Genomic DNA, 24,694 nt, shown 5'->3' on the forward strand with positions numbered 1-24,694 from the left:
ACGGCGCCAGACTACGGCCTCGCTCGAGTAACTCATCGTAGGCTTGGCCCATGCGTGATCGCGGAGAGTCGCCATTCCTGGAAGCGCTGGTGAACCGTGTTGTCGTCGCCGACGGCGCCATGGGCACCATGCTTCAGGCCGCTGACCTCTCCCTCGACGACTTCAACGGTCTCGAGGGGTGCAACGAGATCCTCAACGTGACCCGCCCGGACGTCGTGAAGGCCGTGCACCGCGGCTATCTCGAGGTCGGCGTGGACGCGGTCGAGACGAACACGTTCGGTGCGAACCTCGCGAACCTCGCCGAGTACGACATCGCCGACCAGATCTTCCACCTGTCCGAACGGGGTGCCGCGCTCGCCCGCGAGGTCGCGGACGAGTTCAGCACGAGCGACCGGCCGCGGTTCGTGCTCGGCAGCGTCGGCCCCGGCACGAAGCTGCCGACGCTCGGGCACGCGCCGTTCGCCACGCTGCGCGACGCCTACCAGGAGCAGTGCAAGGGCCTGCTGGCCGGCGGTGTCGACGCGATCATCGTGGAGACGTCGCAGGACCTGCTGCAGACCAAGGCGTCGATCATCGGCGCCAAGCGCGCGATGGCGGCGGAGGGCCGGGTCGTCCCGATCATCGCCCAGGTGACCGTCGAGACGACCGGCACGATGCTGCTCGGCTCGGAGATCGGCGCCGCGCTCACCGCGCTGGAGCCGCTCGGCATCGACCTGATCGGCCTGAACTGCGCCACCGGCCCCGCCGAGATGAGCGAGCACCTGCGGACGCTGTCCAAGCACGCCCGCATCCCGCTGTCGGTGATGCCGAACGCCGGTCTGCCCGAGCTCGGCCCGAACGGCGCGGTCTACCCGTTGTCGCCGGAGGAGCTGGCGCAGTCGCTGGCCGGGTTCGTGCGGGAGTTCGGCACGCGGCTCGTCGGCGGCTGCTGCGGCACCACCGCCGAGCACCTGCGCCAGGTCGCCGAAGCGGTGAAGGACCTGGGCCCGACGCAACGGCGGCCGCGCCCGGAGCCCGGTGTGTCCTCTTTGTACCAGGCCGTCCCGTTCAAGCAGGACGCCTCGGTGCTGATGATCGGCGAGCGCACGAACGCCAACGGTTCCAAGGCGTTCCGCGAGGCGATGCTGGCCGAGCGGTGGGAGGACTGCATCGAGATCGCACGCGACCAGACGCGCGAGGGCGCCCACCTGATCGACCTCTGCATCGACTACGTGGGCCGCGACGGCGAAGCGGACATGCGCGCGCTGGCCTCCCGCCTCGCCACCGCGTCGACGTTGCCGATCATGCTCGACTCGACCGAGCCCGCGGTGCTGCAGGCGGGCCTGGAGTGTCTCGGGGGCCGCTGCGCCGTCAACTCGGTGAACTACGAGGACGGCGACGGGCCCGACTCCCGCTTCCAGAAGATCATGCGGCTCGTCTCCGAGCACGGCGCGGCCGTCGTGGCGCTGTGCATCGACGAGGAGGGGCAGGCCCGCACCGCCGAGTGGAAGGTCCGCGTCGCCGTCCGGCTGATCGAGGACCTGACGACGAACTGGGGCATGAAGGTCTCCGACATCATCGTCGACTGCCTGACGTTCCCGATCTCCACCGGCCAGGAGGAGGTCCGCCGCGACGCCATCGAGACGATCGAGGCGATCCGCGAGCTCAAGCGCCGTTATCCCGAGGTGCAGACGACGCTGGGCGTCTCGAACGTCTCCTTCGGACTCAACCCGGCCGCCCGCCAGGTGCTCAACTCCGTGTTCCTGCACGAGTGCGTGCAGGCGGGCCTCGACACCGCGATCGTGCACGCGTCCAAGATCGTGCCGATGGCCCGCATCCCCGACGAGCAGCGCGCGGTGGCGCTGGACCTGGTCTACGACCGCCGCCGCGAGGGTTACGACCCGCTGCAGAAGCTCATGGAGCTGTTCGAGGGCGTCACGACGAAGTCGAACTCCGCGTCGCGTGCCGAGGAGCTGGCGGCGCTGCCGTTGTTCGAACGCCTGGAGCGGCGGATCGTCGACGGTGAGCGCAACGGCCTGGAAGCGGATCTCGACGCCGCGCTGGAGCAGCGCCCGGCATTGCAGATCATCAACGACACGCTGCTCGCGGGAATGAAGACCGTCGGCGAGCTGTTCGGCTCCGGCCAGATGCAGCTGCCGTTCGTGCTGCAGTCCGCCGAGGTCATGAAGTCCGCCGTGGCGCACCTCGAACCGCACATGGAACGCTCGGAAGATGGCGGCAAGGGCCGGATCGTGCTCGCCACCGTCAAGGGCGACGTCCACGACATCGGCAAGAACCTCGTCGACATCATCCTGTCCAACAACGGCTACGAGGTCGTGAACATCGGCATCAAGCAGCCGATCAACGCGATCCTCGAAGCCGCGGAGGAACACCGCGCGGACGCGATCGGCATGTCCGGCCTGCTGGTCAAGTCGACCGTGATCATGAAGGAGAACCTCGAGGAGATGAACTCCCGGGGTGTCGCCGCACGGTGGCCGGTCCTGCTCGGCGGCGCGGCTCTCACGCGCGCGTACGTCGAGAACGACCTGACGGAGATGTACTACGGAGAAGTTCGCTACGCCCGCGACGCCTTCGAGGGCCTGCGCCTGATGGACGCGATCATGGCGGCCAAGCGCGGCGAAGCGCCGCTGGTGGATCCCGAGGCGCAGGCCAAGGCCGCCGAACGCAAGGCCCGGCGCGAACGTTCGCTGCGCATCGCCGCCGCCCGCAAGGCTGCAGCCGAACCGGAGGAGCCGTTCTCCGGCCGCTCGGACGTGGCCACCGACAACCCGATCCCCACGCCGCCGTTCTGGGGCAGCCGGGTCGTGAAGGGCATCCCGGTCGCCGACTACTCGGCGCTGCTGGACGAACGTGCGACGTTCATGGGTCAGTGGGGCCTCAAGGGCACGCGCGGCGGCGGCCCGACCTACGAGGAGCTGGTCGAGACCGAGGGCCGCCCGCGGCTGCGCTACTGGATGGAACGCCTTGCCACGGAAGGTGTTCTTGCCCACGCCGCCGTGGTCTACGGCTACTTCCCGTGCGTGTCCGACGGCGACGATCTGATCATCCTGGAAGAGCCCGCCGCGGATTCCCCCGAGCGCTTCCGCTTCACCTTTCCGCGCCAGAAGAGGGATCGCCGCCTGTGCCTCGCGGACTTCTGGCGCTCGAAGGAGTCCGGTGAGGTCGACGTCGTCGCGTTCCACCTCGTGACGATGGGCCAGCCGATCGCCGACTACGCCAACGAGCTGTTCGGCAAGAACGCGTATCGTGAGTACCTGGAAGTCCACGGACTGGGGGTCCAGCTCACCGAAGCGCTGGCCGAGTACTGGCACAAGCGGGTTCGCGAGGAACTCGTGTGGCCGACGGGCGGCACGGTCGCCGCGGAAGACCCCGCCGACGTCGAGGAGTTCTTCAAACTCGGCTATCGCGGCGCGCGGTACTCGTTCGGCTACGGCGCCTGTCCCGAGATGGAAGACCGCAAGCGCATCGTCGACCTGCTCGACCCGGAACGCATCGGCGTGACCCTGTCCGAGGAGCTCCAGCTGCACCCCGAACAGTCCACCGACGCCTTCGTGGCGCACCACCCGGAGGCGAAGTACTTCAATGTCTGACCCGCACGCTGTCCTGTGGGACATGGACGGCACGCTGCTGGACTCCGAGAAGCTCTGGGACATCCCGCTCTACGAGTACGCGGAGAAGCTCGGCGGCGTGCTGTCGCTGGAGACCCGCGAACGCATGGTCGGCACCAACGTGCCCACGACGATGCGCCTGCTCTTCGCCGACGTCGGCATCGAGCCCACGGACGCTGATCTGCTCGACGGCGCCGCGTGGATCTCGCGCCGCACCGAGGAGGTCTTCCGGGCCGGGCTGCCGTGGCGTCCGGGTGCCCAGGAGGCGTTGCGGGCGGTGCGGTCGTCGGGCGTGCCGATGGCGCTGGTGACGTCGACCGAGCGTGCGCTGACCGAGGTCGCGCTGGACACGATCGGGCGGGACCTCTTCGACGTCACGGTGTGCGGTGACGAGGTCGACGGGCTGAACAAGCCGTTGCCGGAGCCGTACCTGAAGGCCGCGCGGCTGCTCGGTGTCGACGCGGCGCGGTGCGTGGCGATCGAGGACTCGCCGACCGGTGTCGCGGCCGCGGTGGCGGCCGGGTGCACCGTGCTGGTGGTGCCGTGCGACGTCGAGGTCGAGGCGGGGGAGCGGCGGATCTTCCGCGACTCGCTGGTGGGCGTGGACCTGGACGTGCTCAAGGCGCTCTAGCCCAGGAGGACGGTGACGTCCAGTCCGCCTGCCTCGCGGGCGGCGACGGTCACCTCGCCGTGGTGGGCGGCGGCGATCGCGCGCACGATGGACAGGCCGAGCCCGGCGCCGCCGTCGGTGTGGGTGCGGACGCCGTCACCGCGGACGAACGGTTCCAGCAGCGCTTCCGCCTCCTCCGCGCGGATCGCCGGGCCGGAGTTGCTGACGCGGAGGAACGCGCGGCCGCCGTCCGTGCCCGTGCCGACCGCGATGTGGCCGCCGGCGTGGTTGTACCTGGCGGCGTTGTCCAGCAGGTTGCTCGCCAGGCGTTCCAGCAGGACCGGTTCGCCGCTGACCGGCGCCGGCCGCAGGTCGGCGTGCAGGGTGACGTCCGCGCGGGTGACGGCGGCGAGGCTCGCGCGCGCCACCTCGGCGAGGTCCGCCGGACGCTGGTCGCGGGGGTGACTGCGGGCCAGCGCGAGCAGCCCGTCCAGCGTCCGCCTGCTGTGGTCGACCGCGGCCGCGACGTCACCGGCCATGGCCAGCAGCTCGGCCCTGCTCGGGTCGCCGTCGAGGGTCACGTCGATCGCCGTGCGCATGGTGGCCAGCGGGGTGCGCAGCTCGTGGGCGGCGTTGGCGGTGAACATCCGCTGGCTCGCCAGCACGCGGTCGCGTTCGGCGATGCCGTGCTGGATGCGGTCCAGCATTCCGTTGATCGTGCCGGCCAGCGCGGCCAGCTCGTCCGCCGGTGCGGTCACCGGGACCCGCTCGGACAGGTTCTCCGCCGAAAGCCGTTGCGCCGTGGCGGAAATCGCGCGGATCGGGCGCAGGATCCGGCCGGCCACCAGCCAGCCCAGGACGGCGGCCAGCAGGGTGACCACCGCCAGCGCGATGGTGGCCTGGGTGAGCAGTTCCGACAGGGTCTCGGCGCGGAACCGCTCGCGCAGAGCCGTCAGGTCAGGGGGCCGGTCGGTGGTGAAGCCCAGCAGGACCCGCCGGTTCATGCTCTGCCGCACCAGCACGTACGTCAGCGCCATCAGCACGACGCCGGTGACCAGGACCAGCCCGAGGTACAGCAGTGCCAACCGGCTGCGGGCGGTCAGTCGCACGAGCGGATCCGGTAGCCGGCGCCGATCACGGTCTCGATCAGCGGCGGGTCGCCGAGCTTGCGGCGCAGGGTCCCGACGGTGATCCGGACCGCGTTGGTGAACGGGTCCGCGTGCTCGTCCCACACCTTGTCCAGCAACGTCTCCGCGCTGCGGACGTCGCCCGCCGCGGTCAGCAGCTGTTCCAGGACACCGAACTCCTTCGGCGTCAGGTTCAGCAGCCGGCCCGCGCGTTCCGCGGTGCGCCGTGCCGGGTCGAGCACCAGGTCGCCGGCGCGCAACACCGGTGGGCGCGCAGGGGTGCTGCGCCGTGACAGCGCCCGCACCCTCGCGACGAGCTCGGTGAACGCGAACGGCTTGCCCAGGTAGTCGTCCGCGCCGAGGGTGAGGCCCTCGACCCGGTCCTCGACGGCGTCGGACGCGGTGAGCATCAGCACCCGCGCCGTGCCCTGCCGCGCCAGGTGCCGGCACACGACGTCGCCGTGCACCAGCGGCAGGTCCCGGTCGAGCACCACCACGTCGTACGGCGTCACCTCGCACTTGTCGATGGCGATCCGCCCGTCGTTCGCGATGTCGACGGCGAACCCGTGCTTGCGCAGCCCGGCCGCGACGTACTTGGCGAGGGGCTGCTCGTCCTCGACCAACAACACCCGCATTCGCCCAGTGTTCCGGCCACGACATATGGATCACGTATGGCCTGCGGATCGGTTCCCCGTAGCCGCCCGTCGATAGAAGTGCCGCATGACCACGACTCGACGTTCGGTGCTCGGCCTGCTCGGCGCGACCCCGCTGCTGCTGGCCGCCGCGCCCGCCACGGCTTCGCCTCTGGGCCCGGAAGGCGAGTTCGACCGCTTCCTCGCGGAACGGGCGGCCAGGGACGAGTTCTCCGGCACCGTGCTGCTGACCCGCTGCGGGCAGACCGTGCTGGCGCGTTCGTACGGCAAGGCACGCGAAGGGGTGCCGAACGGACCGGACACGATCTTCGCTCTCGCGTCGATCAGCAAGCTGTTCACCGCGGTCGCTCTCGTGCAGCTGGTGCAACAGGGGAAGGTGGCGTTCCACGCGCAGCTGAGCGACCACCTCGCCGGTTTCCCGGCCGGCATCACCGTCCACCACCTGCTCAGCCACTCGTCAGGGCTCGCGGAGTACCGCCAGACCCCGGCCTTCCAGGAGGGTTCCCGCGCATGGTCGAGCGTCGGTGAGGTGTGGGACGGCACTTTGGCGATCATCCGATCGCTGCCCGCGGAGTTCGCGCCCGGCTCCGCTTTCCGGTACAGCAGCTCGGGGTACGAGGTCCTCGGGGCGATCGTGGCCGAGGTCAGCGGACTGTCCTATTACGACTACGTCCGGCGCAACGTCTTCACACCGGCCGGAATGTCCACTTCGGACTTCTTCACCCGGCCGCAGTGGCAGAGCGACCGGCGCATCGCCCGGCCCTACGCGTCACGCCCGTCCGGCCGGGTCGACGTCGTCGACCAGACGACCTTCGTCGGCAGCGCGGCCGGCAACGCGTTCTCCACGGTGCGGGACATGACCCGCTTCGCTCGCGCGCTGACCGGCGCGAAGCTGCTCAACCCCGCGTACACCGAACTCGTGCTCGGCGGGAAGGAGCCGATCGGGCGCTGGACGGACTCGCCGGACATCGTTCCCCAGGCGGCTTTCCAGGCGTACGGGCCACTCTCGCTGCTGCTGAACGACCAGTGGGTGCACCTGCACAACGGCGGTGCCCCCGGCGAAGGGGCTTACGTCGAGATGTACCCCGACGGCGACTGGGTGTCGGTGATCCTCAGCAACTACGACCCCCAGTTCGTGGCACCCGTCGCCGCGAGAGCGCGCAAGCTCATCACCGGAGGGAAGTCCCGATGACCAACCCGGAGCTGTTGCCCGGTGGCACGTTCGACCGGTTCGTGGCGTGCCGGGCCGAGCAGGACCTGTTCTCCGGCACCGTGCTGCTCGCCCACCGCGGCCGTCCCGTGCTGACCCGGTCGTACGGGATGGCCGGCGAGGGTGTGCCCAACGGACCGGACACCGTCTTCTCCCTCGCGTCGGTGACGAAGTGCTTCACCGGCCTGGCGATCGCCCAGCTGGTGCACCAGGGCAAGGTGGCGTTCCACGCGCAGCTGAGCGACTACCTCACCGGGTTCCCGGCCGGTGTCACCGTCCACCAGCTGCTCACCCACACGTCCGGCCTCGGCCGTCCTCCGGTGGGGACGGGTCCGCTGCCGGTGTGGGACAGCGTCGAGGCGACGGTCGAGGGCACCCTGGCCCTCATCCGGCAGACCCCGCCGCGGTTCGCCCCCGGCACCGGGTACGGCTACAGCAACGACGCGTTCTGGGTGCTCGGCGCGATCGTGGCGAAAGTCAGCGGACTGTCCTATTTCGACTACGTGCGGCGCAACGTCTTCGCCATGGCCGGGATGACCCGCTCGGACTTCCACACGCGGCCGCAGGTGCTGGTCGATCCCCGCATCGCCCGGCCGTACTGGACCCAGCCGTCCGGCGGTCGCGGCGACTTCACCGCCACGCCGCACCACTGGTTCGTCGGCGGACCGGACGGCGGCGCCTACGCCACCGCCGGGGACCTGCTCCGGTTCGCAACGGCGTTGCGGGCGGGCCGGTTGCTGCCTCCCGCGCTCGTCGGCCTGGTCACCGGCGGCAAGCTGCCCGTGCCGCCGGGAGAACGGCCCACCACGGCCGACCAGTGGCTGACCGGCTACGGGTTCGAGGATCACGTGTACGGCCGCCGGCACGTCTTCGGGCATCCCGGCAGCGGTCCCGGCCGGGCCACCAACCTCGACGTCTTCCCCGGCGACGAGTGGGTGGCCGTGGTGCTCGGCAACTACGACACCTCGATCGGCCCGATCGTCGACCTGGCGCGACACCTCGTCAGTCGTTCGTGATCCAGCACCCCGGCGGGACGAGGGTGGGCGACACCGGCGCCCACTCCGGGACGCCGGGCAGCGCCCGCCCCGACGGCGTGTCGACGGGCCTGGTCGTCGGCAGGTCCAGCCACGTCCTGCGCTCGGCCCCGAGATCGCTCGACAGCGGGAACATCATCCCCACGGCCTGCCGCAGCCGGATCTCCTCCGCCAGCTCGGCGGCCCGCGGCGTGGCGACCACCCACTCGCGCAACGGGCCCCACAGCCACAGCGCGGGTCCGTCGGACAGGTCCATCCTGATCTCGGTCCGCCCGTCGGCGGCGCACCACCGGATCGGCGCGAGCCCGCCGCGCAGCGTGCCCGCCTGCACCACGTGCCAGGCCGCCAGCGGCACGTGCAGCGACGACACCGGCGGGGTCTCGGTGACCAGCCCGGCCGGCACCGGTTCGTACCCGAGGAACGTCCTGCGCACCGACACCGAGAACCGCACCCCGGTGGCGAGCGTCTCGGTGATCACCGGCAGCGATTCCGGGTACGGCACCGAGGAGGGCACGACGGGCGCCGACGGCGGCCTGCCCGGTGAAGGCTCGCCGACCGGACCGGGAGTGAGTGCCTCCCACTTGGCCTTGTCCGGACGCGCGGGAGCGAACTCCGCGCCACCGGGCTCGAAGCCGTGCGGACCCGTGACCCGCAGCTTGGGATTGATCTTCCACACCTCGGGCGCCGCCAGGCCGCCGTAGCGGGCCACCCTGCGGCGGCGGCGTTCGATCTCGGCCGCGAGCCGGCGCGGGTCGGGGGTGGGGACGAAGATGTCCTCCTTGTAGCGGATCCACACGGCCGGGCCCGGTGGCAGCGCGACCTTCGTCCGCAGGCCGTCGCGCTGGTCGATCTTGTACTTGAGCTCCTTGCGCAACTCGCCGGGTTGCACCAGGAGCACGGCGGCGAGCGGTGTGCCGAACACCGGCGAGTCGACAGGGGCGCCGGCCACCAGACGGCTGAAGTACACGCGGTTCTGCTCGATCACGACGGCCACGTCGGGCGACAGCGGCACCACGATCGGCGCGTCGGTCATCGGCGCAGCTCCGGTGGCAGCAGGGGGATCAAGGCGTTCAGGTAGTTCGCGGCGGGACCGTCGTGCTCCGTGCCCGTGCGGTGCACGGTGATCCATCCGCCACGCAGTTCGAGGAATCCTGTCGACTCGCGGGGCGCGGCCGTCAGCGCTGGTGTCACCCGCCGGACGAAGGCGATGTCGTCGCAGTGCACGAGGAACCTGTCGTCGAAGGCGGGCACCCCGGTCGCCACCGCTCCGTCGTTGCGGTCGTCGAGGTGGTTGCTGCCACGGACGGAGACGCGCAGCGGCGGGCACGGGCCGATGGCCGTGCTGATCCAGACGTGCCTCTCCTCGTACTGGGTCCCGGCTGCCGTCTCCGGGCCGACATTGCGCATCTCCGAGTACACGGTGAAGGAGCGCCCGCCGACGGTCTGCACGGTGGGCCGTCGCCTGGACCCGAACATCAGATGTCGAGCTCCTGGTCCGTCTTGCCAGCTTCCTGGTCGGCGCCGTGCTGGTCGTACGCCACGGTCTTGTAGATGCCGTCGGCGTACCCTGCCACCTTGTTCGCGATCTTGACCGGGTCGGTGTACTTCATGCCGTCCGGACCACTCTGGTCGAGGCCGAGCGCTTTCTCCCCGGCTTTGAACCCGGCCTCCGACAGCGCCTTGCCGAACGAGTCGGGCCTCTTCGCGGCGCCCTCGACGAAGGCCTTGCCGATCTTGGAACGGCCGAGCACGGCGCGGATCTTGCGCAGCACGTCCATGATCTTCTGGATCAGCGAGCGGACCTTGTTGACCTCGCCGGTGGCCTTCGCCGTCGAGACACCCGCCTCGACCGTGGACGCACCGGCCGCCGCGACCTCGGACGCGCCGCAGGTCGGCACGGCCGCGAGCTGCGCGGCGATCCACGTGACGACGAGCCACTCGATCAGGTCGCTCAGGATCCCCTTGACGATGTCCTCGGCCACCTGCATGAACATCGAGCTGCCCTGCAACAGCGACGCGATGTGGCCTGCGGTGGCCGCGGTGCCCTCGATGCCGTGGTGGAAGCCGCCGAGCTTCTCCGCGGCCTTGTCGCCGGCTTCGGACTTCCAGCTCCGCAGGCCTTCCTTCAGGTTCTCGTCGAAGGTCCTCGCGAGCTCCTCGGTCTGCTTCGCGATGTCGTTGAACGTCCCGGCGGCCTTGCTCGTGGCGGCGGGGTCGCCGGTCACCAGGTCCACCGCCTGCTTGAGCGGGGCGACGAGCTCCAGCAGGAAGCCGAGTCCCTTGCTGATCAGGAAGTTCAACGGGTCGGCTATCGAGCCGGCGAGCTTCATGCCGTCCTGCATGAAGTTGTTCATGTCGGAGAGGACGGTGACGACGTCCCGGGCGATGGCCACGCCGTCGCCGTTCTTCAGGTCGTCCGCCAGCTTGGAGCTGTCCTTCATCAACGAGTAGCTGCTGCCGCCGAACGGGACCAGCTTCGCCGCCTGCTTGCCGACGTTGCTCCCGGAGTACTGGTCGCCGTAGCTGCCGCCGATCGCGCCCAGGTTCGACTTCGCCTTGCCACCGCTGACCATCGGCGGCGCGGTCGCGTTGTCCAGTCCTGTTCGGAGGGTCTTGCCGAACGCGTCGGCGGTCGCCTTCTCGTTGTCGGCGTAGGTCTGCGCGGTGGCCACGAGGGCGGCGTCGATCTTGCCGAAGCCCTCGGTCATCTTGCCGAAGTGGCCGTGCAGGTCGCCGAGCAGGCCGTCGTACTGCTCGTACAGGCCGAGCAGGTGCCCGAGCGCGCCCCAGCTGACCGCCGGGACGGACGCGGTCGTGGCCGCGTCGTTGAGCTTGGTGGAGGTGCCGGAGAGCGCGCCGATGTTCCTGGCGCACGTGGTGAGCTCGCCGGGGTGCACGATGAAGTCGCTCACCAGCGGTCGTCCCCGCGGAAGATGCTGCCGGTGTCCTCGTCGTCGTCCACCGGCGGGCGAGGGGGTTGATCAGCGGGCCGACCGAAGATCTCCTGCTGGGTCTTCATGACGCGTTCGGCGACCGGGATGTCCGTGCCGACGTGGCTCTGCACGATCTCGGCCTGCTGACGCGCGGCGGCCGCGACGGCCTGCTGCAGCGCCGACATCACCGCCTGGGAGAGCTGGGTGGGCGAGAGGCGCCTCGCGTCCTCGGTGAACCGGATGTCCTTGATGGAACCGGACAAGCCGGCGACGACCGTGACGGAACGGTCGGGGGACTGGGCGCTGGCTTCGACGGTTCTGAGTTCGGTGCCCATCGCGTCGTACCCGGCGGCACGGGCCTCGGCCGCGCGGTTGGCCTGCTCGAAGAACTCGAGCTTCTGACGCATCTGGTCCAGCAACTCAGCGCTGTCCGGCATGCGCCGAACGTACCAACGCCGCCTGGGTGGGGTGGCCGCATCCGCGGCCACCCCACACCATCAGGCGACAGCGGCCGTCTGGGCGGCCTTGCTCCTGCGCGTGGCCGGGTCGATCAGCAGGCCGAACACCACGCCGAGACCGACGTGGAGCGTGGCCAGCTGGGCGAGTGAGCTGAGGCGGAACTGCCACAGCACGGTCACCGGCATGTCCGCCGGGATGGTGTCCGGCGGCGCGGGGAACGCGAGCAGCACCACCGCGACGGCCGCGACCACCGCGAGCAGCACCGCCGTGACCCGCACCGGCTGCGTCAGGGTCCGCAGCCGCTCGGCGAGCCAGCTCGCACCCCACACGATCACCAGTCCGGCCGCCACCACACCGAGGTAGAGCGCGGTCCGGTAGTTCACCGTCTCCGGGTCGCCGACCGCGGGCGGGTTGCCGGGGTACTTGATCCACGGCAGCAGCGCGACGGCACCGAACACCGCGGCACCGAGCGCGAGGCTGCGGCTGAACGGCGTGCGGTCGGTGAACCACCGCTTCGACAGCGCGTAGGCCGTGGCGAACACGAGCCCGACGGCGATGCCGACGATGATCACACCGAGCATGCCGCCCACGACCTGGGCGCCGCGGCTGACCAGCTCTTCCTCACCGTGCGAATGGCCTTCGCCGGCGGCTGGTTCCCTGGCCTCCTCGACCGCGAGCGCCGCCCTGATCGGGATCTCGGTGACCAGCAGTTGCACGAGCGCGGAGGCGGCACCGGCGATGCCGCCCGCCGCGATCCCCCGCAGCGCGAGGGACCTGTACGTCGTGATCATGGGCTTGATCTGGAGATCAGATCAGTGGCACGGGACGCCGAGCGCGTGCCGGCCGTCGTGGAAGAACTCGTGCAGCAGCTCCGAGCTCGCACCGAGCGCGAGGCCGTTCTCCTGCAGGACCAGGTAGGTGACGATCAGGCCGAGCAAAGCGACGGCGAAGGCCCACTTGGGCACGCGGACGGCGGACAGATGTGCTGCGGGGCTCGTCATGACGGGCTCCTCCATACCTCGTGGAAGGTCAACTCTCCTTGCGGCGCCGCAGCCGGTCTCCTGACTCCCGGATCAACGCTGCCCCCGCGTCTTCCCAGCGCCCTCACGGGTGCCAGTGACGTTCTCGGCGGGGATCGCTTCCCGGTCACAGTGGCGAGGACCGCGCCGGATTTTCACCGGCTTCCCGTCACTGCGGCGCGTGAACCGTAATTTGAGCCGGGGCTGAAGCACAACCGGCCATAAGAGTTGTTGCGTTCCTCACTTCACGAGTGGACAGTCGCCGCACTTCCCACCAGCGGCGACGCGGTAGTAAAGGCAGCAGGACCGACGCCGGAACGTGACCTCGCCGGGGAAGCTCAGAAATTCTCCCGCCTGTTCGAACGGTGGCGCGCTCATCAGCTCGATGCCGCGTTCTTCTGCTTCCTCGGCCGTGAGCATGCGTGCGCGGACAACCATTTTGAGCGCACCCGCGATGTTCGACATCGCGTTGCCCCACAACAATCCGCGCGCCACCGGCGTGACGGCCTGAATCGCTTCCACCACGGGTTCGAGCGCTTCCGCTGCCGGTGGGCCGAGCCGCGGTTCGTCGATGCGGACGCTCAGACCGTTCGCGATGTCGTGGCGCCACCACAGGTTTTCCGGCCGCACGTCGATCGGGAGGTTCGCGGCGGTGAGCGGGCTCAGCAGCCGGGCGGTGTAGCTCAGGAAGAACAGGCTCGCCGCGACGCGGGGTTCCTCGGCTTTGTACCGGGTCGCGATGGCGTCGATGGTGGTTTTGAGAGCAGGGCCTTCGAGAAGCGCCGTCCCCGGCAGCCACGTCTCGTCCGGGCGGCCCACGTCGAGCGCGAAGAACGGGTTGATGCCGCGCACCCGGCGCAGCGCTTCCAGAACCTCCGCGAACTCCGACACGAGAATTCACCGTACCGGGTGTCCATGCAGGACAGATCACGTCCACGGCGTGGGACCGATGTGACCGCGGTGTGGACCGGGGTGCGCGAGATGGGAGGATGTCGAGTCGTGAAGACCTTCGACTCCCTGTTCGCCGAACTGACCGAACGAGCCGCCACCAAGCCGGAGGGTTCCGGCACCGTCGCAGCGCTCGAGGCCGGCGTCCATGCGCAGGGCAAGAAGGTCCTGGAGGAGGCGGGCGAGGTCTGGATCGCCGCCGAGTACGAGTCCGACGAGAAGCTCGCCGAAGAGATCTCGCAGCTGCTGTACCGCCTCCAGGTGATCATGCTGGGCCGCGGCCTGACCCTCGAAGACGTCTACAAGTACCTCTGACGGAAGACATTCACATGCTGCGCGTAGCAGTCCCGAACAAGGGCGCGCTCGCCGAACGCGCCTCCGCCATGCTGACCGAGGCCGGCTACCGGCAGCGGCACGAGCCGCGCGACCTGACCGTGCTCGACCCGAACAACGACGTTGAGTTCTTCTTCCTGCGCCCCAAGGACATCGCGATCTACGTGGCGTCCGGCGACCTCGACCTCGGCATCACCGGCCGCGACCTGGCCGCCGACTCGGGCGCCGACGACAACGGCTCCTCGGTCGAGGAGCTCCTCGCACTCGGCTTCGGCTCGTCGACCTTCCGCTACGCCGGTCCCCGCGGCACCGACTGGAAGGTCTCCGACCTCGAGGGCAAGCGCCTCGCCACGGCGTACCCGAAGCTGGTCAACCGAGACCTCGCCGCCCGCGGCATCAACGCGAAGGTGATCCGCCTCGACGGCGCCGTGGAGATCTCGATCCAGCTCGGCGTGGCCGACCTGATCGCCGACGTCGTGGGCTCCGGCCGCACGCTGCGCCAGCACGACCTGGTGCCGTTCGGCGAGCCGATCTGCGAGTCCGAGGCCGTGCTGGTGCACCGGGCCGGCTCGGAGCTCTCCGCCGCGAAGAAGCAGCTCACGGCCCGCCTGCAGGGCGTCGTGTTCGCGCAGCAGTACCTGATGCTCGACTACGACTGCCCGCGCTCGATCCTGGACAAGGCCGTCAGCCTGACGCCGGGCCTGGAGTCGCCGACCGTCGCACCGCTGGCCGACGACAACTGGGTGGCCGTCCGCGCGATGGTGTCGCGCAAGGAGGCGAACCAGGTGATGGACGAGCTGGCCGCGATCGGCGCCAAGGCCGTGCTGGCCTCGGACATCAGGTTCTGCCGCCTGTGATCCTGGAGCACGCCGTCCTGGACGTGCTGCCGGGCCAGGAGACGAACTTCGAGTGGGCGTTCGGCGAGGCGCGGGAGCTGATCTCCGCCTCGCCGGGCTTCCTCGGCCTCGAACTGCTGCGGTGCCTGGAAACGCCCTCGCGCTACCTGCTCCTGGTGCGGTGGGAGTCGGTCGAGGCGCACACGGTCGGCTTCCGCCAGGGGCCGTCCTACGAACGCTGGTCGTCGCTGCTGCACGGGTTCTACTCGCCGTTCCCGACGGTCGAGCACTACTCGAGCGCGCTGAGCACCTCGGCGTCCGTGGTCTGATCGAACCGCTCGTACCACCGGCTGACCGCGCCGAAGTGCTTCGGCACGAGCACGGCGACCACCGGCGTCCGGAACGTGCCGAGCGACTCCCGCGCGGCCACCGGCACCGCCAGCGTCACGCTCCGCGGCGCGTGTCCCGCGATCCAGTGCAGCGCCGCCTTGGCCGTGACCCCCGTCGCCAGCCCGTCGTCGACGACGATCACGTCACGGTCCCGGAGGTCGAGCGGCGGCCTGTCCTTCCGGTACAGCGTCGTGCGCCTGGCCGCCTCCTCGCGCTCCCGGTCGCACGTGCCGGACAACTGCTCCTCGGTGAGGTTCAACGCCCGCAGCACCGCCGGGTCGTAGATCGGTTCGCTGTCGGCCGTGACCGCCCCGACCCCGTACTCGGGATGCCCAGGCGCCCCGATCTTGCGCGCCACCACGACGTCCAGCTCGGCGTCGAGGTGCGCGGCGATCTCCTTGGCGACGGGCACCCCGCCGCGCGGCAGCCCCAGCACCAGCGGCTCGTGCCAGGCGTGGTCCGCCAGCCGCGCGGCCAGTGCGCGGCCCGCCTCCCGCCGGTTCGCGAACCTCTTCACAGTCGGTTGACGGTACGCCGGTTCACGCCTCGGTCGAACAGCGCGATGACGTCGGTGGTCATCGAGATGAAGCCCGCGCTGGTCGCGACGACGGTCAGCCAGAAGAGAACGGTGGCCCGCCGGGGCTCGTCCGTGGTCACAGCGCACTTGACGGGGAAGCGCGCGGCGCTGATCCAGCAGACCGCCACGACGGCGAACGTCACCGCGCGCCAGTGGTTCTCGCGGTTGATCGCGACGGCGCAGAAGATCACGAGAACCCCGAAGAGACGAGAGATCGCGCGGTCGCGAGGCCCGCCCAGGTGTTTGCGGAACTAGCCAGTACCATATTTCGGTCACTGGCACTGTGCATTGGGGGAGAGCAACGTGGAGATGATCCGTTCCGACGGCGAGGAACTCACCCTGTCGCTGACGAAGGCGGAGTTCCTCACCCTGATGGGCTCGGTCAACGAGGCGCTGGAACTGGTGGACGACTGGGAGTTCCAGACGCGCGTGGGCTATGAACGCGACTTCGCCATCGCGCTCCGGTCGACGATGAGCGACCTCGCGCACGGTCTCTGACGGACCGTTCCACCGATATCTCTAGCCTCGCTCGCGGACGAACAGCGCCTGCGCCGTCGTGCCCACCGGACCTTCCACGTCGTGCACCACGCTGGTGGCGATGCCGACACCGTCCGGCCCGATCGTGGTCCGCGCGTCCAGGCCCACCCACTCGCCGACGGGTTGCCGGTGCAGGTGGACCGTCAGGTCGGTGTTGATGGCGTACCACTTGCGGATGTCCACTCGGGACGACACGCCGCTCGCCGAGTCGACCACCGCGAACAACAGTTCCAGCGGTGAGGGCTCGGAGCCTTCGACCACGGCGACGCGCGGGCGGGCCCACACCTGGGCGTCGCCCGGCGTGAAGATGCCGCCCGACACCGACAGCCACTCGACGGCGGCCAGGTAGCCGCCGGACCAGAAGTCGGGGATCTCCATCGGCACGGCCGAGGCGGGTGGTGGCATCGGGGCGACGGCGCCGCCCGCGACGGCGGTGGTGTCCGAGCCGACGATGTGCCAGGCGCGGGCGGTCAGCACCGCGCGGCCCTCGTGGGACAGGGTGGCCGACAGCAGTTCCACGGAGCGGCCGGGGCGTTCGACCGACGTGGACACCGTCAGGTTGGCCACCGGTACCGGGCCGAGCACCTCGAACGTCACGCGGGCGAAGGTCGGGCGGTGCGTCAGCAGCGAGTGGATCAGCAGGGCGGACGGCGGGCCCAGGTGCTGGCTGTCCGGGCCCCACGGGCCGACCGTGTGGTCGGTGGAGCGGAACGCGTTGTCGCCCAGGGGCAGGTAGAAGGCCGGCATCAGTCGCGGTCCTGGAGGGGTTCGGTGTCGTCCGGCTCCGGCCAGCCGGGGTAGGGCGGCGGGGTGCCGTCGAACGCCGGGCAGAACGCCTTGTGGTCGCAGTAGTCGCACAGGCGGCTGGGGGACGGGCGGAAGTCGCCGGTCGGCGCCGCGCGCATGATCGCCTGCCAGATGGCCTCCAGGGTGCGTTCGAAGCGGGAGAGCTCCGACTCGTCCGGCGTGTAGGCGAGGGCCTGGCGGTCGGCCAGGTACATCAGGCGCAGCTGGCGGGGGACGACGCCGCGCAGCTTCCACAGCACCAGCGCGTAGAACTTCATCTGGAACAACGCCTTCGCCTCGCCCACCTCGCGGGGCGCGGCGCCGGTCTTGTAGTCCACCACGCGGATCTCACCCGTCGGGGCCACGTCCACGCGGTCGATGTAGCCGCGCAGCAGCACGCCGGACGGGAGCTCGGACTCGACCAGCAGCTCGCGCGACTCCGGTTCGAGGCGGCGCGGGTCCTCCAGGCCGAAGTAGCCGTCCAGCAGGGCGGAGGCCGACTCCAGCCACTGCGCTTCCTCGTCGGTGCCCTCGGCCTCGAACAACGAGGAGAACTCCGGACGTTCCGCCTTCACCCGCTCCCAGGCGGGCGCGATCATCGCGCGGGCGCGGTCGGGAACGCGGTCCGCGGCGGGCAGGGCGAAGAGATCTTCCAGCACCGCGTGCACCACCGTGCCGCGCACCTGCGCCTTCGTCGGCTTCTCCGGCAGCCGGTCGACCGCGCGGAACCGGTAGAGCAGCGGGCACTGCTTGAAGTCCCCTGCTCGTGACGGGGACAGGGCGGGCCTGCGCAACGTGGTGCTCATGATTGGCACCCTAGGACAGAGGTCTGACAATTCCCGGAAGCGGTACACCGCGAGATCACACCGGCCGATCTACAGTGCACCCGTGGCCGCGCGGATCAGTGAGCGAGAGGGCGGCCTGCTGCTGTTCCGGGTGGCGGGCATCCCGGTGCTGCTCGCGCCGTCGTGGTGGATCGGGTCGGCGATCGTGGTGGCCTTCTACGCGCCGCTCGTCGACGACCTCGCGCCCGGCACACCGCCCGGTGTGGGTCTTCTCCTGGCCGCGCTCTTCGCCGTGTTCCTGGGCCTGAGCGTGCTGGCCCACGAGCTCGGCCACTGCGTCGCGGCGCTGCGGCTCGGCCTGCCGGTGCGCAGGCTGCGCCTGTACCTGCTGGGCGGGCTGTCCGAGATCATGCGCACGCCCGGCAAACCCAGCCACGAAGGCGTGGTCGCGGGCGCGGGACCCGTCGTGTCGGTGGCGCTGGCGGTCGTCTTCGGCGTCGGCGCGTTCGTGATGGAACCGGGCGACGTCGTGTGGGTGCTGGTCTTCCAGATCGCCGCCGCCAACGTCGCGGTCGCCGTCTTCAACCTTCTGCCCGGCCTGCCGCTCGACGGCGGCCGGATCGTCAGGGCGGGCGTGTGGGCCGTGACAGGGCAACGGGCGATGGGCACGCGCGTCGCCGTGGTCGGTGGTTTCGCCGTCGCCATCGCACTGATGGCGTGGGCGCTCTACGGCGTTGCCGAAGGCGCTGAGGACCGGTGGCTGCGCTTCGGCGTGTGCGCGCTCACGGCGTGGGTCGTCGTCGCCGGCGCGAAGAGCGAGCTGGCCAGCGAACGACGCCGCACGTGGCCCGAAGGCGTCACGCTCAACGACCTCATCCGCCCCGTGCTCCAGCTGCCGGCGGAAAGCCCCGTGGCCGACGCCCTGAGCACGTCGGCGGGCCGCGGTGTGGTGCTGGTCAGGGCGGACGGCGTCGCGGCGGGGCTGCTCGACACCGAAGCCGCGGAGAAGCTCGCCGCCGCACGCCCGTTCGCGCCGGCGGAACAGGCCGCCGAACCGATCCTGCCCGAGACGGTGCTGCTCGCCGACGAGCCCGGCGAGGAGATCGTCGAACGCGTCCAGGGCACCGCGGCGTGGCAGTTCCTCGTCGTCGACCTGGAGGGCAGGCCGGCCGGTGTGCTGCGCAGGGAGGACCTGCGTGCGGCCATTGAGAAGGGCGTTTGACACCATTGCGCGGTGATTAGCGCAAGTGGCCCGTTCCGTCCGGGCGACCGGGTTCAGCTGACCGACCCCAAGGGGCGGCACTACACCGTTGTCCTCGAACCCGGCAAGGAGTACCACACCCACCGCGGTGCGATCCCGCACGACCTGCTCATCGGGCAGCCGGAGGGGTCCGTGGTGCAGTCGGTGGGCGGCACGAACTTCCTGGCCCTGCGCCCGCTGCTGCCGGACTACGTGCTGTCGATGCCGCGCGGCGCGCAGGTGATCTACCCGAAGGACGCCGCGCAGATCGTCATGTACGGCGACATCTTCCCCGGCGCGCGCGTCCTGGAGGCGGGCGCGGGCTCCGGTGCGTTGTCCTGCTCGCTGCTGCGCGCGGTGGGGGAGAAGGGCAGCGTCCAGTCGTACGAGGTGCGCGACGACCACGCCGTCCACGCGATCCGCAACGTCGAGCAGTTCTTCGGCGAACGGCCCGGCAACTGGTCGATCACCGTCGACGACGTGAAGAACCACGAGGGCGAGGTCGACCGGGTCATCCTCGACATGCTCTCGCCGTGGGAGGTCCTGCCCACGATCGCGAAGAACCTCATCCCCGGTGGCGTCCTCGTCGTGTACGTCGCCACCACCACCCAGCTCTCCACGGTCACGGAGGCGCTGCGGGAGATGACGTGCTGGACCGAGCCCCACGCGTGGGAGACGCTCGTGCGCCCGTGGCACGTCGTGGGCCTCGCGGTGCGGCCGGAGCACCGGATGATCGCGCACACGGCGTTCCTGCTGACCACGCGCAAGCTCGCGGACGGGGTCACGGCACCGAAGCCGCAGCGCCGTCCCAGCAAGGGCTGATCTTTGTCCGGTTCCGGACAAAGATCAACATTTGGGTCCGAGCGCGCCAGCGGATCCAGTTGGATCACGGCGGAGAGGGAACGTCCAACTCGAGGGGGCTGACTTGCGCAAGTTCATGATCGCGGTCGTTGCGGTGGGGGCGCCGCTGCTGCATGTTCCGGCGGCACACGCTGTTCCGGGCTGTTCGGCGGCGTATGAGGAGTACAACCAGTCCACGCAGCGCGGTTCCGGTGCGTCGACCTGCAGCGACGGGGTTCAGCGGCTCATGTTGACCTGTCACGACATGATGGGCGGCGTCGTCTACACCGTCTACGGCAACTGGGCTGGGCCTGGTGCCACTTCCCGGGCGTCCTGTGACACGTACGGCCGCGCGATCGGTGCCAGCGCGACTCGCTGAGACATGCGAAGGGCCCCGCACTTCACCGAAGTGCGGGGCCCTTCGCGTCGGGTCAGTTGGACTCGATCTTCTCGATGCCGCAGACCTTCCAGTCGCCGCCCTCCTTGGACAGCTTGTAGATGATGCTGCCCGAGGTGGTCGTGCCCGGCTTGCTCGGATCGGCGAGCCCGCTGAGCTTCTGCGTGAACGTGCCGCTGCCGCCCGACACCTTGACGTCCGTCACCGTGGCTGACGCTGTCGGCTGCGGCGTGGTGGGCTGGGACTTCAGCTTGGGGTACTCCGCGGAGCACACCAGGGCCTTGACGTCCTCCGGCTTGCTGTTGCCCGCACGAACGCCCTTCAGGACGATCTCGGTGAACTCCTCGGCGACTTCCTTCGCGGCCGAGTCGCCGCCGCCCGACGAGCTCTTCGACGACGGAGTGGTCGGCTTCGTGCTGCCGTTCGTCGGCTGCGAGCTCGTGTCCGTCGACGCCGTGTTGTTGCTCTTCGAGTCGTCGCCGGAGAGCAGCACGGCGGCCGTGATGCCACCGCCGACGAGCACCAGGACACCGACGACGACGCCGATGATCAGGCCGGTGTTGCTCTTCTTGGGCGGCGGCCCGCCGAAGCCGCCGTAGCCGGGCTGCTGGCCGAACCCCGGCTGGGGCTGGCCGAACCCCTGCTGCGGGAAGCCACCGCTGGACGGGCCCTGCTGCCCGAACGGGTCCTGCTGCGGCTGGCCGTACGGTCCCGGCTGCTGGCCGTACCCCGGCTGCTGGCCGTAGCCCGGTTGCGGCTGGCCGTACGGATTGGGCGGCTGCTGCCCGTAGGGCCCGGGCTGCTGCGGCGGGTACGTCATCGGAAATCCCCCGACATGAATGAGATTGATCTTTTCGGCACGACGTTCGCGGTGGGCGCCCGGCCGGGATGAACGCGGCCGGGCACCGCACACACCGTCACTTGGTGGTCGGGAGCTTGATGTCCTTCGCCAGCGTGCAGAACTTCCAGTCGCCCGAGATCTTCTTGAACTTGTACTCGGTGTCCAGGCTCTGGGTCTGGCCTTGGTAGGACATGGTCATGTTCGCCTTGACCTTCGCCTCGTCACCGGAGACCGAGACGTCCTTCACCGTGAACTTGGTCTCCGGCAGCGGCAGGTTCTTCGCCTGCTCGGCCGCCTTGCGCTGCTCGGGCGTGAGCCTCTTCTCGGCCTCCTCGGCCTCGGTGATGACCTCCTGGCAGACCATCGTCTTCGCCTTGCTCTGGTCCTTGCGGTAGTCGAGGGAGAAGTACTCCTCGGCGACCTTCTTGACCTCGGCCGCGTCGTCGCTGCCGCTGCTGCTGCTGTCCTTGCTGCCCGAGTCGGACGAGCTCGACGAGCTGCTCTTCGAGTCGTTGCCGGAGAGCATCACGGCGGTCGTGATGCCGCCACCGACGAGCACCAGTACGCCGACGACGACACCGATGATCAGGCCGGTGTTGCTCTTCTTGGGCGGCGGGCCGCCGAAGCTGCCGTAGCCGGGCTGCTGCTGCCCGTACGGACCGGGCTGGCCGGGCTGGCCGAATCCCTGCTGCGGGAAGCCACCGCTGGACGGACCCTGCTGGCCGAACGGGTCCTGCTGCGGCTGGCCGTACGGACCGGGCTGCTGGCCGTAACCCGGTGGCGGCTGCTGGCCGTAGCCGGGAGGCGGCTGCTGGCCGTATCCCGGCTGCTGCGGCGGCTGCTGCCCGTACGGCCCACCGGGCGGCGGCTGCTGCCCGTAGGGGCCGGGCTGCTGCGGCGGGTAGGTCATGAAACTCCCCCGATGCGGATGAGGTGATCTTTCAGGTGGACATTGTGGTACGTCGTGGACTAATGCGCGGCCGAATGGGGCCTATCGACACGCACGAGTGGTTATGCACACCATGTGCAGTTGCCATCTGGCCGCGCGAAGGCCGTGTCTGATAACGATTGCGGCAACTCCAGCGCGAATCGAGCGCGATGCACTGCGCTGTCGGGGTGGTGCGCCGGTTGCGCCGGCAGAACCACCCGGTTGGCTGCACGGCCTCCGGTCGCACCGGAGCCGCGCGGGAGCGGGTCCTCCGACGAACGCGGACGGGGTGTGTTGCGGTGCGTGACCACCGATCGGACCAGCCTCTGGTCCACCTGGTGGGACGACGACGGGTTGCCGCCCGTCGCCGGGCCGCGAGCCGCACGAGGCGTGGTCACCCTCGTCCGAGGGTGGTCGCGGAGCGTGGGGACCGGGCGCCCGCCCTGGTGCTCCCATGACCCTCTCCTCGGACTTCTCGCAGGTCGATCGGCGTGTCGCTGGGCGAAACGCCGGTCGCGGTTTCTGGGACGCACCGTAGCGGGTGGGCGGTTCCACCTGACACCGAGATGGAGCAGTTGACCTCTGTTGGAGGCGTGACCGTTGCGTCACACGAGCGAAGATGATGTTGTGAGTACCCCATTTTGTCGGTGATCGCCGGTACCGTAATCGGTACGAACACGGGAGGAGGGTGCCGACATGCAGCACGGTCATCCCGGCAGCCAGCCCGACGAGGGTGGCGAGCTGAACCAGGGCAACAATTCTGCTGAGCTGACAGCGCAGATCAGGTTCCTCGAGGACGAGATCGCGTCGTTGCGTCGCAAGCTGACCGAGTCCCCGCGCCACGTCCGGTTGCTCGAGCAGCGGCTGGCCGAGGCGACGGAGCGGGTCAGCCAACTGACCGAGCGAAACACGAAGCTCATAGACACCCTCCGCGAAGCACGAAGCCAGCTGCTCGCGCTGCGTGAGGAGGTCGACCGGCTGGCCCAGCCGCCCAGCGGGTACGGCGTCTTCATGGCGCGTTTCGACGACGGGACGGTGGACGTCTTCACGTCCGGCCGGCGGATGCGGGTCGCCGTGTCCCCCGCCGTCGAGCCGGAGAAGCTGGCGTTCGGCCAGTCGGTCCGCCTCAACGAGGCGCTGACCGTCGTCGAGGCCGGCGGCTTCGAGCGGTCGGGTGAGGTCTGCGCACTGCGGGAGGTGCTCGCCGAGGAAGGCGAGGACCAGATCGCCCGCGCGCTGGTCGTCGGCCACGCGGACGAGGAGAGGGTGGTCTGGCTCGCCCAGCCGCTGCTCGACTCGCCGCTCAAGCCCGGCGACTCGCTGCTGGTCGACTCGAAGGCGGGCTTCGCCTACGAGCGGGTCCCCAAGGCCGAGGTCGAGGACCTCGTGCTCGAAGAGGTCCCGGACATCGACTACAGCGACATCGGCGGCCTGTCCCGGCAGATCGAGCAGATCCGCGACGCCGTGGAGCTGCCCTTCCTGCACGCGGACCTCTTCCGCGAGTACGAGCTGCGCCCGCCCAAGGGCGTGCTGCTCTACGGCCCTCCCGGCTGCGGCAAGACGCTCATCGCCAAGGCGGTGGCGAACTCCCTGGCCAAGAAGGTGCGGGAGATCCGCGGCGAGACCGACAAGCAGGCCAAGTCCTACTTCCTCAACATCAAGGGCCCCGAGCTGCTCAACAAGTTCGTCGGCGAGACCGAGCGGCACATCCGCCTGATCTTCCAGCGAGCTCGCGAGAAGGCGTCGGAGGGCACCCCGGTGATCGTGTTCTTCGACGAGATGGACTCGATCTTCCGCACCCGCGGTTCCGGCGTGTCGTCCGACGTCGAGACGACGATCGTGCCCCAGCTGCTCTCCGAGATCGACGGTGTCGAGGGCCTGGAGAACGTCATCGTCATCGGCGCCTCCAACCGCGAGGACATGATCGACCCGGCGATCCTCCGCCCCGGCCGCCTCGACGTGAAGATCAAGATCGAGCGACCGGACGCCGAGGGCGCGAAGGACATCTTCAACAAGTACCTGACGCCCAACCTCCCGCTGCACGCCGACGACCTCGCCGAGTTCGGCGGGGACCCGAAGGCCTGCATCGAGGGCATGGTGCAGCACACCGTGGAGCGCATGTACGAGGAGTCCGAGGAGAACCGCTTCCTGGAGGTCACCTACGCCAACGGTGACAAGGAGGTCCTGTACTTCCGGGACTTCAACTCCGGCGCGATGATCCAGAACATCGTCGACAGGGCCAAGAAGGCGGCGATCAAGTCGCTGCTCGACACCAAGCAGCCCGGCCTCTCGGTCCGGCACCTGCAGGCGGCCATCATCGACGAGTTCGCCGAGAACGAGGACCTGCCGAACACGACGAACCCCGACGACTGGGCTCGCATCTCGGGCAAGAAGGGCGAGCGGATCGTCTACATCCGCACGCTCGTCACCGGGAAGAACCAGGAGGCGGGCCGCGCGATCGACACGGCCACGAACACCGGCACCTACCTGTAGGCACCTACCGGTAAGACCGATGAAGGGCTCTTTCATCCACCTCACGTGGATCTGGTGTTTTAACCAGGGGGCTGTTGATCTTTGACATGGGCACGGCCACCGCTTGATCA

The 24,694-nt window shown here is 69.8% G+C and carries 27 protein-coding genes and 1 riboswitch; of the genes, 12 read left to right on the forward strand and 15 right to left on the reverse strand.

Annotation, left to right across the window (positions count from 1 at the left end; translation table 11 throughout):
• Positions 1-50: 50 nt before the first annotated feature.
• Positions 51-3,590: a methionine synthase gene (metH, locus tag IEZ09_RS14285; RefSeq protein WP_189254145.1), complete on the forward strand. Its 3,540-nt coding sequence runs from the start codon at positions 51-53 to the stop codon at positions 3,588-3,590.
• Complete coding sequence (locus IEZ09_RS14290; RefSeq protein ID WP_189254146.1) at positions 3,583-4,239, forward strand: HAD family hydrolase; 657 nt, start codon at positions 3,583-3,585, stop codon at positions 4,237-4,239. The genes metH and IEZ09_RS14290 overlap by 8 nt, the downstream gene beginning before the upstream one ends.
• On the opposite strand, the gene IEZ09_RS14295 is transcribed toward IEZ09_RS14290, so the two are convergent.
• Positions 4,236-5,327 (reverse strand): sensor histidine kinase, encoded by a 1,092-nt coding sequence (locus tag IEZ09_RS14295; RefSeq protein WP_229812548.1) that lies wholly within the window; start codon positions 5,325-5,327, stop codon positions 4,236-4,238. The genes IEZ09_RS14290 and IEZ09_RS14295 overlap by 4 nt on opposite strands.
• The gene (locus tag IEZ09_RS14300; RefSeq protein ID WP_189254147.1) at positions 5,318-5,980 is read right to left on the reverse strand and encodes a response regulator transcription factor; all 663 of its coding nucleotides are present in this window, start codon (positions 5,978-5,980) and stop codon (positions 5,318-5,320) included. Before IEZ09_RS14300 ends, IEZ09_RS14295 begins: the two co-directional genes overlap by 10 nt.
• 85 nt (positions 5,981-6,065) lie before the next feature.
• Here IEZ09_RS14300 and IEZ09_RS14305 point away from each other — a divergent pair, with 85 nt between their 5' ends.
• Together IEZ09_RS14305 and IEZ09_RS14310 are read left to right on the forward strand one after the other, a co-directional pair.
• Positions 6,066-7,190, forward strand: a complete 1,125-nt coding sequence (locus IEZ09_RS14305) for a serine hydrolase domain-containing protein (protein ID WP_189254148.1) — start codon at positions 6,066-6,068, stop codon at positions 7,188-7,190.
• Positions 7,187-8,224 carry a serine hydrolase domain-containing protein gene (locus tag IEZ09_RS14310; RefSeq protein WP_189254149.1) on the forward strand — a complete coding sequence of 346 codons (1,038 nt, stop codon included), beginning with the start codon at positions 7,187-7,189 and terminating at the stop codon, positions 8,222-8,224. Before IEZ09_RS14305 ends, IEZ09_RS14310 begins: the two co-directional genes overlap by 4 nt.
• On the opposite strand, the gene IEZ09_RS14315 is transcribed toward IEZ09_RS14310, so the two are convergent.
• From IEZ09_RS14315 to IEZ09_RS14345, 7 genes are all read right to left on the reverse strand, one after another.
• Positions 8,211-9,275 (reverse strand): hypothetical protein, encoded by a 1,065-nt coding sequence (locus IEZ09_RS14315; RefSeq protein WP_189254150.1) that lies wholly within the window; start codon positions 9,273-9,275, stop codon positions 8,211-8,213. The two genes, IEZ09_RS14310 and IEZ09_RS14315, sit on opposite strands and share 14 nt — an antisense overlap.
• On the reverse strand, positions 9,272-9,718 hold the full coding sequence (locus IEZ09_RS14320; protein ID WP_189254151.1) for a hypothetical protein: 447 nt from the start codon (positions 9,716-9,718) through the stop codon (positions 9,272-9,274). Before IEZ09_RS14320 ends, IEZ09_RS14315 begins: the two co-directional genes overlap by 4 nt.
• Complete coding sequence (locus IEZ09_RS14325) at positions 9,718-11,154, reverse strand: hypothetical protein (protein ID WP_189254152.1); 1,437 nt, start codon at positions 11,152-11,154, stop codon at positions 9,718-9,720. Before IEZ09_RS14325 ends, IEZ09_RS14320 begins: the two co-directional genes overlap by 1 nt.
• On the reverse strand, positions 11,151-11,612 hold the full coding sequence (locus IEZ09_RS14330) for a YbaB/EbfC family nucleoid-associated protein (protein WP_189254153.1): 462 nt from the start codon (positions 11,610-11,612) through the stop codon (positions 11,151-11,153). The genes IEZ09_RS14325 and IEZ09_RS14330 overlap by 4 nt, the downstream gene beginning before the upstream one ends.
• A 60-nt stretch (positions 11,613-11,672) precedes the next feature.
• A complete protein-coding gene (locus IEZ09_RS14335; protein ID WP_189254154.1) occupies positions 11,673-12,425 on the reverse strand; it encodes a CbtA family protein in 753 nt (250 codons plus the stop codon).
• 21 nt (positions 12,426-12,446) lie between these two features.
• Positions 12,447-12,635: a CbtB domain-containing protein gene (locus IEZ09_RS14340; RefSeq protein WP_109640378.1), complete on the reverse strand. Its 189-nt coding sequence runs from the start codon at positions 12,633-12,635 to the stop codon at positions 12,447-12,449.
• A 33-nt stretch (positions 12,636-12,668) separates the two neighbouring features.
• A riboswitch (cobalamin riboswitch) is annotated at positions 12,669-12,877 on the reverse strand.
• A 16-nt stretch (positions 12,878-12,893) separates the two neighbouring features.
• Positions 12,894-13,544 (reverse strand): (2Fe-2S)-binding protein, encoded by a 651-nt coding sequence (locus IEZ09_RS14345; RefSeq protein ID WP_189254155.1) that lies wholly within the window; start codon positions 13,542-13,544, stop codon positions 12,894-12,896.
• Between the two features lie 108 nt (positions 13,545-13,652).
• On the opposite strand from IEZ09_RS14345, the gene IEZ09_RS14350 reads away from it, so the two are divergent.
• From IEZ09_RS14350 to IEZ09_RS14360, 3 genes are read left to right on the forward strand one after another with little or no spacing between them, the layout of a single operon-like run.
• On the forward strand, positions 13,653-13,916 hold the full coding sequence (locus tag IEZ09_RS14350; protein ID WP_189254156.1) for a phosphoribosyl-ATP diphosphatase: 264 nt from the start codon (positions 13,653-13,655) through the stop codon (positions 13,914-13,916).
• Positions 13,917-13,930: 14 nt separating this feature from the next.
• The gene (gene hisG / locus IEZ09_RS14355; RefSeq protein ID WP_189254157.1) at positions 13,931-14,791 is read left to right on the forward strand and encodes an ATP phosphoribosyltransferase; all 861 of its coding nucleotides are present in this window, start codon (positions 13,931-13,933) and stop codon (positions 14,789-14,791) included.
• Entirely contained in the window at positions 14,788-15,099 is a 312-nt protein-coding gene (locus IEZ09_RS14360; RefSeq protein WP_189254158.1) for an antibiotic biosynthesis monooxygenase family protein, read from the forward strand. The genes hisG and IEZ09_RS14360 overlap by 4 nt, the downstream gene beginning before the upstream one ends.
• Here IEZ09_RS14360 and IEZ09_RS14365 read toward each other — a convergent pair.
• The gene (locus tag IEZ09_RS14365) at positions 15,060-15,677 is read right to left on the reverse strand and encodes a phosphoribosyltransferase (RefSeq protein ID WP_189254159.1); all 618 of its coding nucleotides are present in this window, start codon (positions 15,675-15,677) and stop codon (positions 15,060-15,062) included. The genes IEZ09_RS14360 and IEZ09_RS14365 overlap by 40 nt on opposite strands.
• Positions 15,674-15,928 (reverse strand): hypothetical protein, encoded by a 255-nt coding sequence (locus tag IEZ09_RS14370; RefSeq protein WP_189254160.1) that lies wholly within the window; start codon positions 15,926-15,928, stop codon positions 15,674-15,676. Before IEZ09_RS14370 ends, IEZ09_RS14365 begins: the two co-directional genes overlap by 4 nt.
• 112 nt (positions 15,929-16,040) lie before the next feature.
• On the opposite strand from IEZ09_RS14370, the gene IEZ09_RS14375 reads away from it, so the two are divergent.
• Positions 16,041-16,235, forward strand: coding sequence for a hypothetical protein (locus IEZ09_RS14375; protein ID WP_189254161.1), 195 nt, complete (start codon positions 16,041-16,043; stop codon positions 16,233-16,235).
• Positions 16,236-16,256: 21 nt separating this feature from the next.
• Here the strand turns inward: IEZ09_RS14375 and IEZ09_RS14380 are convergent, their stop codons facing one another.
• Both IEZ09_RS14380 and IEZ09_RS14385 read right to left on the reverse strand, forming a co-directional pair.
• Entirely contained in the window at positions 16,257-17,024 is a 768-nt protein-coding gene (locus IEZ09_RS14380) for a thioesterase family protein (protein WP_189254184.1), read from the reverse strand.
• Positions 17,021-17,866 carry a RecB family exonuclease gene (locus IEZ09_RS14385; RefSeq protein ID WP_189254162.1) on the reverse strand — a complete coding sequence of 282 codons (846 nt, stop codon included), beginning with the start codon at positions 17,864-17,866 and terminating at the stop codon, positions 17,021-17,023. The genes IEZ09_RS14380 and IEZ09_RS14385 overlap by 4 nt, the downstream gene beginning before the upstream one ends.
• Before the next feature lie 82 nt (positions 17,867-17,948).
• On the opposite strand from IEZ09_RS14385, the gene IEZ09_RS14390 reads away from it, so the two are divergent.
• From IEZ09_RS14390 to IEZ09_RS14400, 3 genes are all read left to right on the forward strand, one after another.
• The gene (locus IEZ09_RS14390; protein WP_229812549.1) at positions 17,949-19,067 is read left to right on the forward strand and encodes a site-2 protease family protein; all 1,119 of its coding nucleotides are present in this window, start codon (positions 17,949-17,951) and stop codon (positions 19,065-19,067) included.
• A gap of 15 nt (positions 19,068-19,082) precedes the next feature.
• Positions 19,083-19,907, forward strand: a complete 825-nt coding sequence (locus IEZ09_RS14395; protein ID WP_189254185.1) for a tRNA (adenine-N1)-methyltransferase — start codon at positions 19,083-19,085, stop codon at positions 19,905-19,907.
• Between the two features lie 103 nt (positions 19,908-20,010).
• Complete coding sequence (locus tag IEZ09_RS14400; RefSeq protein WP_189254164.1) at positions 20,011-20,304, forward strand: hypothetical protein; 294 nt, start codon at positions 20,011-20,013, stop codon at positions 20,302-20,304.
• Between the two features lie 52 nt (positions 20,305-20,356).
• Here IEZ09_RS14400 and IEZ09_RS14405 read toward each other — a convergent pair whose 3' ends face one another.
• Together IEZ09_RS14405 and IEZ09_RS14410 are read right to left on the reverse strand one after the other, a co-directional pair.
• Positions 20,357-21,142 carry a hypothetical protein gene (locus tag IEZ09_RS14405; RefSeq protein WP_189254165.1) on the reverse strand — a complete coding sequence of 262 codons (786 nt, stop codon included), beginning with the start codon at positions 21,140-21,142 and terminating at the stop codon, positions 20,357-20,359.
• A gap of 97 nt (positions 21,143-21,239) precedes the next feature.
• Entirely contained in the window at positions 21,240-22,073 is an 834-nt protein-coding gene (locus tag IEZ09_RS14410) for an Rv0361 family membrane protein (RefSeq protein ID WP_189254166.1), read from the reverse strand.
• Positions 22,074-22,787: 714 nt separating this feature from the next.
• On the opposite strand from IEZ09_RS14410, the gene arc reads away from it, so the two are divergent.
• Positions 22,788-24,584 (forward strand): proteasome ATPase, encoded by a 1,797-nt coding sequence (gene arc / locus IEZ09_RS14415; protein ID WP_189254167.1) that lies wholly within the window; start codon positions 22,788-22,790, stop codon positions 24,582-24,584.
• Positions 24,585-24,694: the final 110 nt, after the last annotated feature.

The sequence above is a fragment of the Lentzea flava genome (assembly GCF_014648475.1).
GTDB classification, from domain to species: domain Bacteria; phylum Actinomycetota; class Actinomycetes; order Mycobacteriales; family Pseudonocardiaceae; genus Lentzea; species Lentzea flava.

What these genes read in the sequence shown, in the direction of transcription:
- metH (WP_189254145.1), top strand. Translation starts at nt 51, where the DNA reads ATGCGTGATCGCGGAGAGTCGCCATTCCTGGAAGCGCTGGTGAACCGT.
- IEZ09_RS14290 (WP_189254146.1), top strand. Translation starts at nt 3,583, where the DNA reads ATGTCTGACCCGCACGCTGTCCTGTGGGACATGGACGGCACGCTGCTG.
- IEZ09_RS14300 (WP_189254147.1), bottom strand. Translation starts at nt 5,980, where the DNA reads ATGCGGGTGTTGTTGGTCGAGGACGAGCAGCCCCTCGCCAAGTACGTC.
- IEZ09_RS14305 (WP_189254148.1), top strand. Translation starts at nt 6,066, where the DNA reads ATGACCACGACTCGACGTTCGGTGCTCGGCCTGCTCGGCGCGACCCCG.
- IEZ09_RS14310 (WP_189254149.1), top strand. Translation starts at nt 7,187, where the DNA reads ATGACCAACCCGGAGCTGTTGCCCGGTGGCACGTTCGACCGGTTCGTG.
- IEZ09_RS14315 (WP_189254150.1), bottom strand. Translation starts at nt 9,275, where the DNA reads ATGACCGACGCGCCGATCGTGGTGCCGCTGTCGCCCGACGTGGCCGTC.
- IEZ09_RS14320 (WP_189254151.1), bottom strand. Translation starts at nt 9,718, where the DNA reads ATGTTCGGGTCCAGGCGACGGCCCACCGTGCAGACCGTCGGCGGGCGC.
- IEZ09_RS14330 (WP_189254153.1), bottom strand. Translation starts at nt 11,612, where the DNA reads ATGCCGGACAGCGCTGAGTTGCTGGACCAGATGCGTCAGAAGCTCGAG.
- IEZ09_RS14335 (WP_189254154.1), bottom strand. Translation starts at nt 12,425, where the DNA reads ATGATCACGACGTACAGGTCCCTCGCGCTGCGGGGGATCGCGGCGGGC.
- IEZ09_RS14340 (WP_109640378.1), bottom strand. Translation starts at nt 12,635, where the DNA reads ATGACGAGCCCCGCAGCACATCTGTCCGCCGTCCGCGTGCCCAAGTGG.
- hisG (WP_189254157.1), top strand. Translation starts at nt 13,931, where the DNA reads ATGCTGCGCGTAGCAGTCCCGAACAAGGGCGCGCTCGCCGAACGCGCC.
- IEZ09_RS14385 (WP_189254162.1), bottom strand. Translation starts at nt 17,866, where the DNA reads ATGAGCACCACGTTGCGCAGGCCCGCCCTGTCCCCGTCACGAGCAGGG.
- IEZ09_RS14405 (WP_189254165.1), bottom strand. Translation starts at nt 21,142, where the DNA reads ATGACGTACCCGCCGCAGCAGCCCGGGCCCTACGGGCAGCAGCCGCCC.
- IEZ09_RS14410 (WP_189254166.1), bottom strand. Translation starts at nt 22,073, where the DNA reads ATGACCTACCCGCCGCAGCAGCCCGGCCCCTACGGGCAGCAGCCGCCG.
- arc (WP_189254167.1), top strand. Translation starts at nt 22,788, where the DNA reads ATGCAGCACGGTCATCCCGGCAGCCAGCCCGACGAGGGTGGCGAGCTG.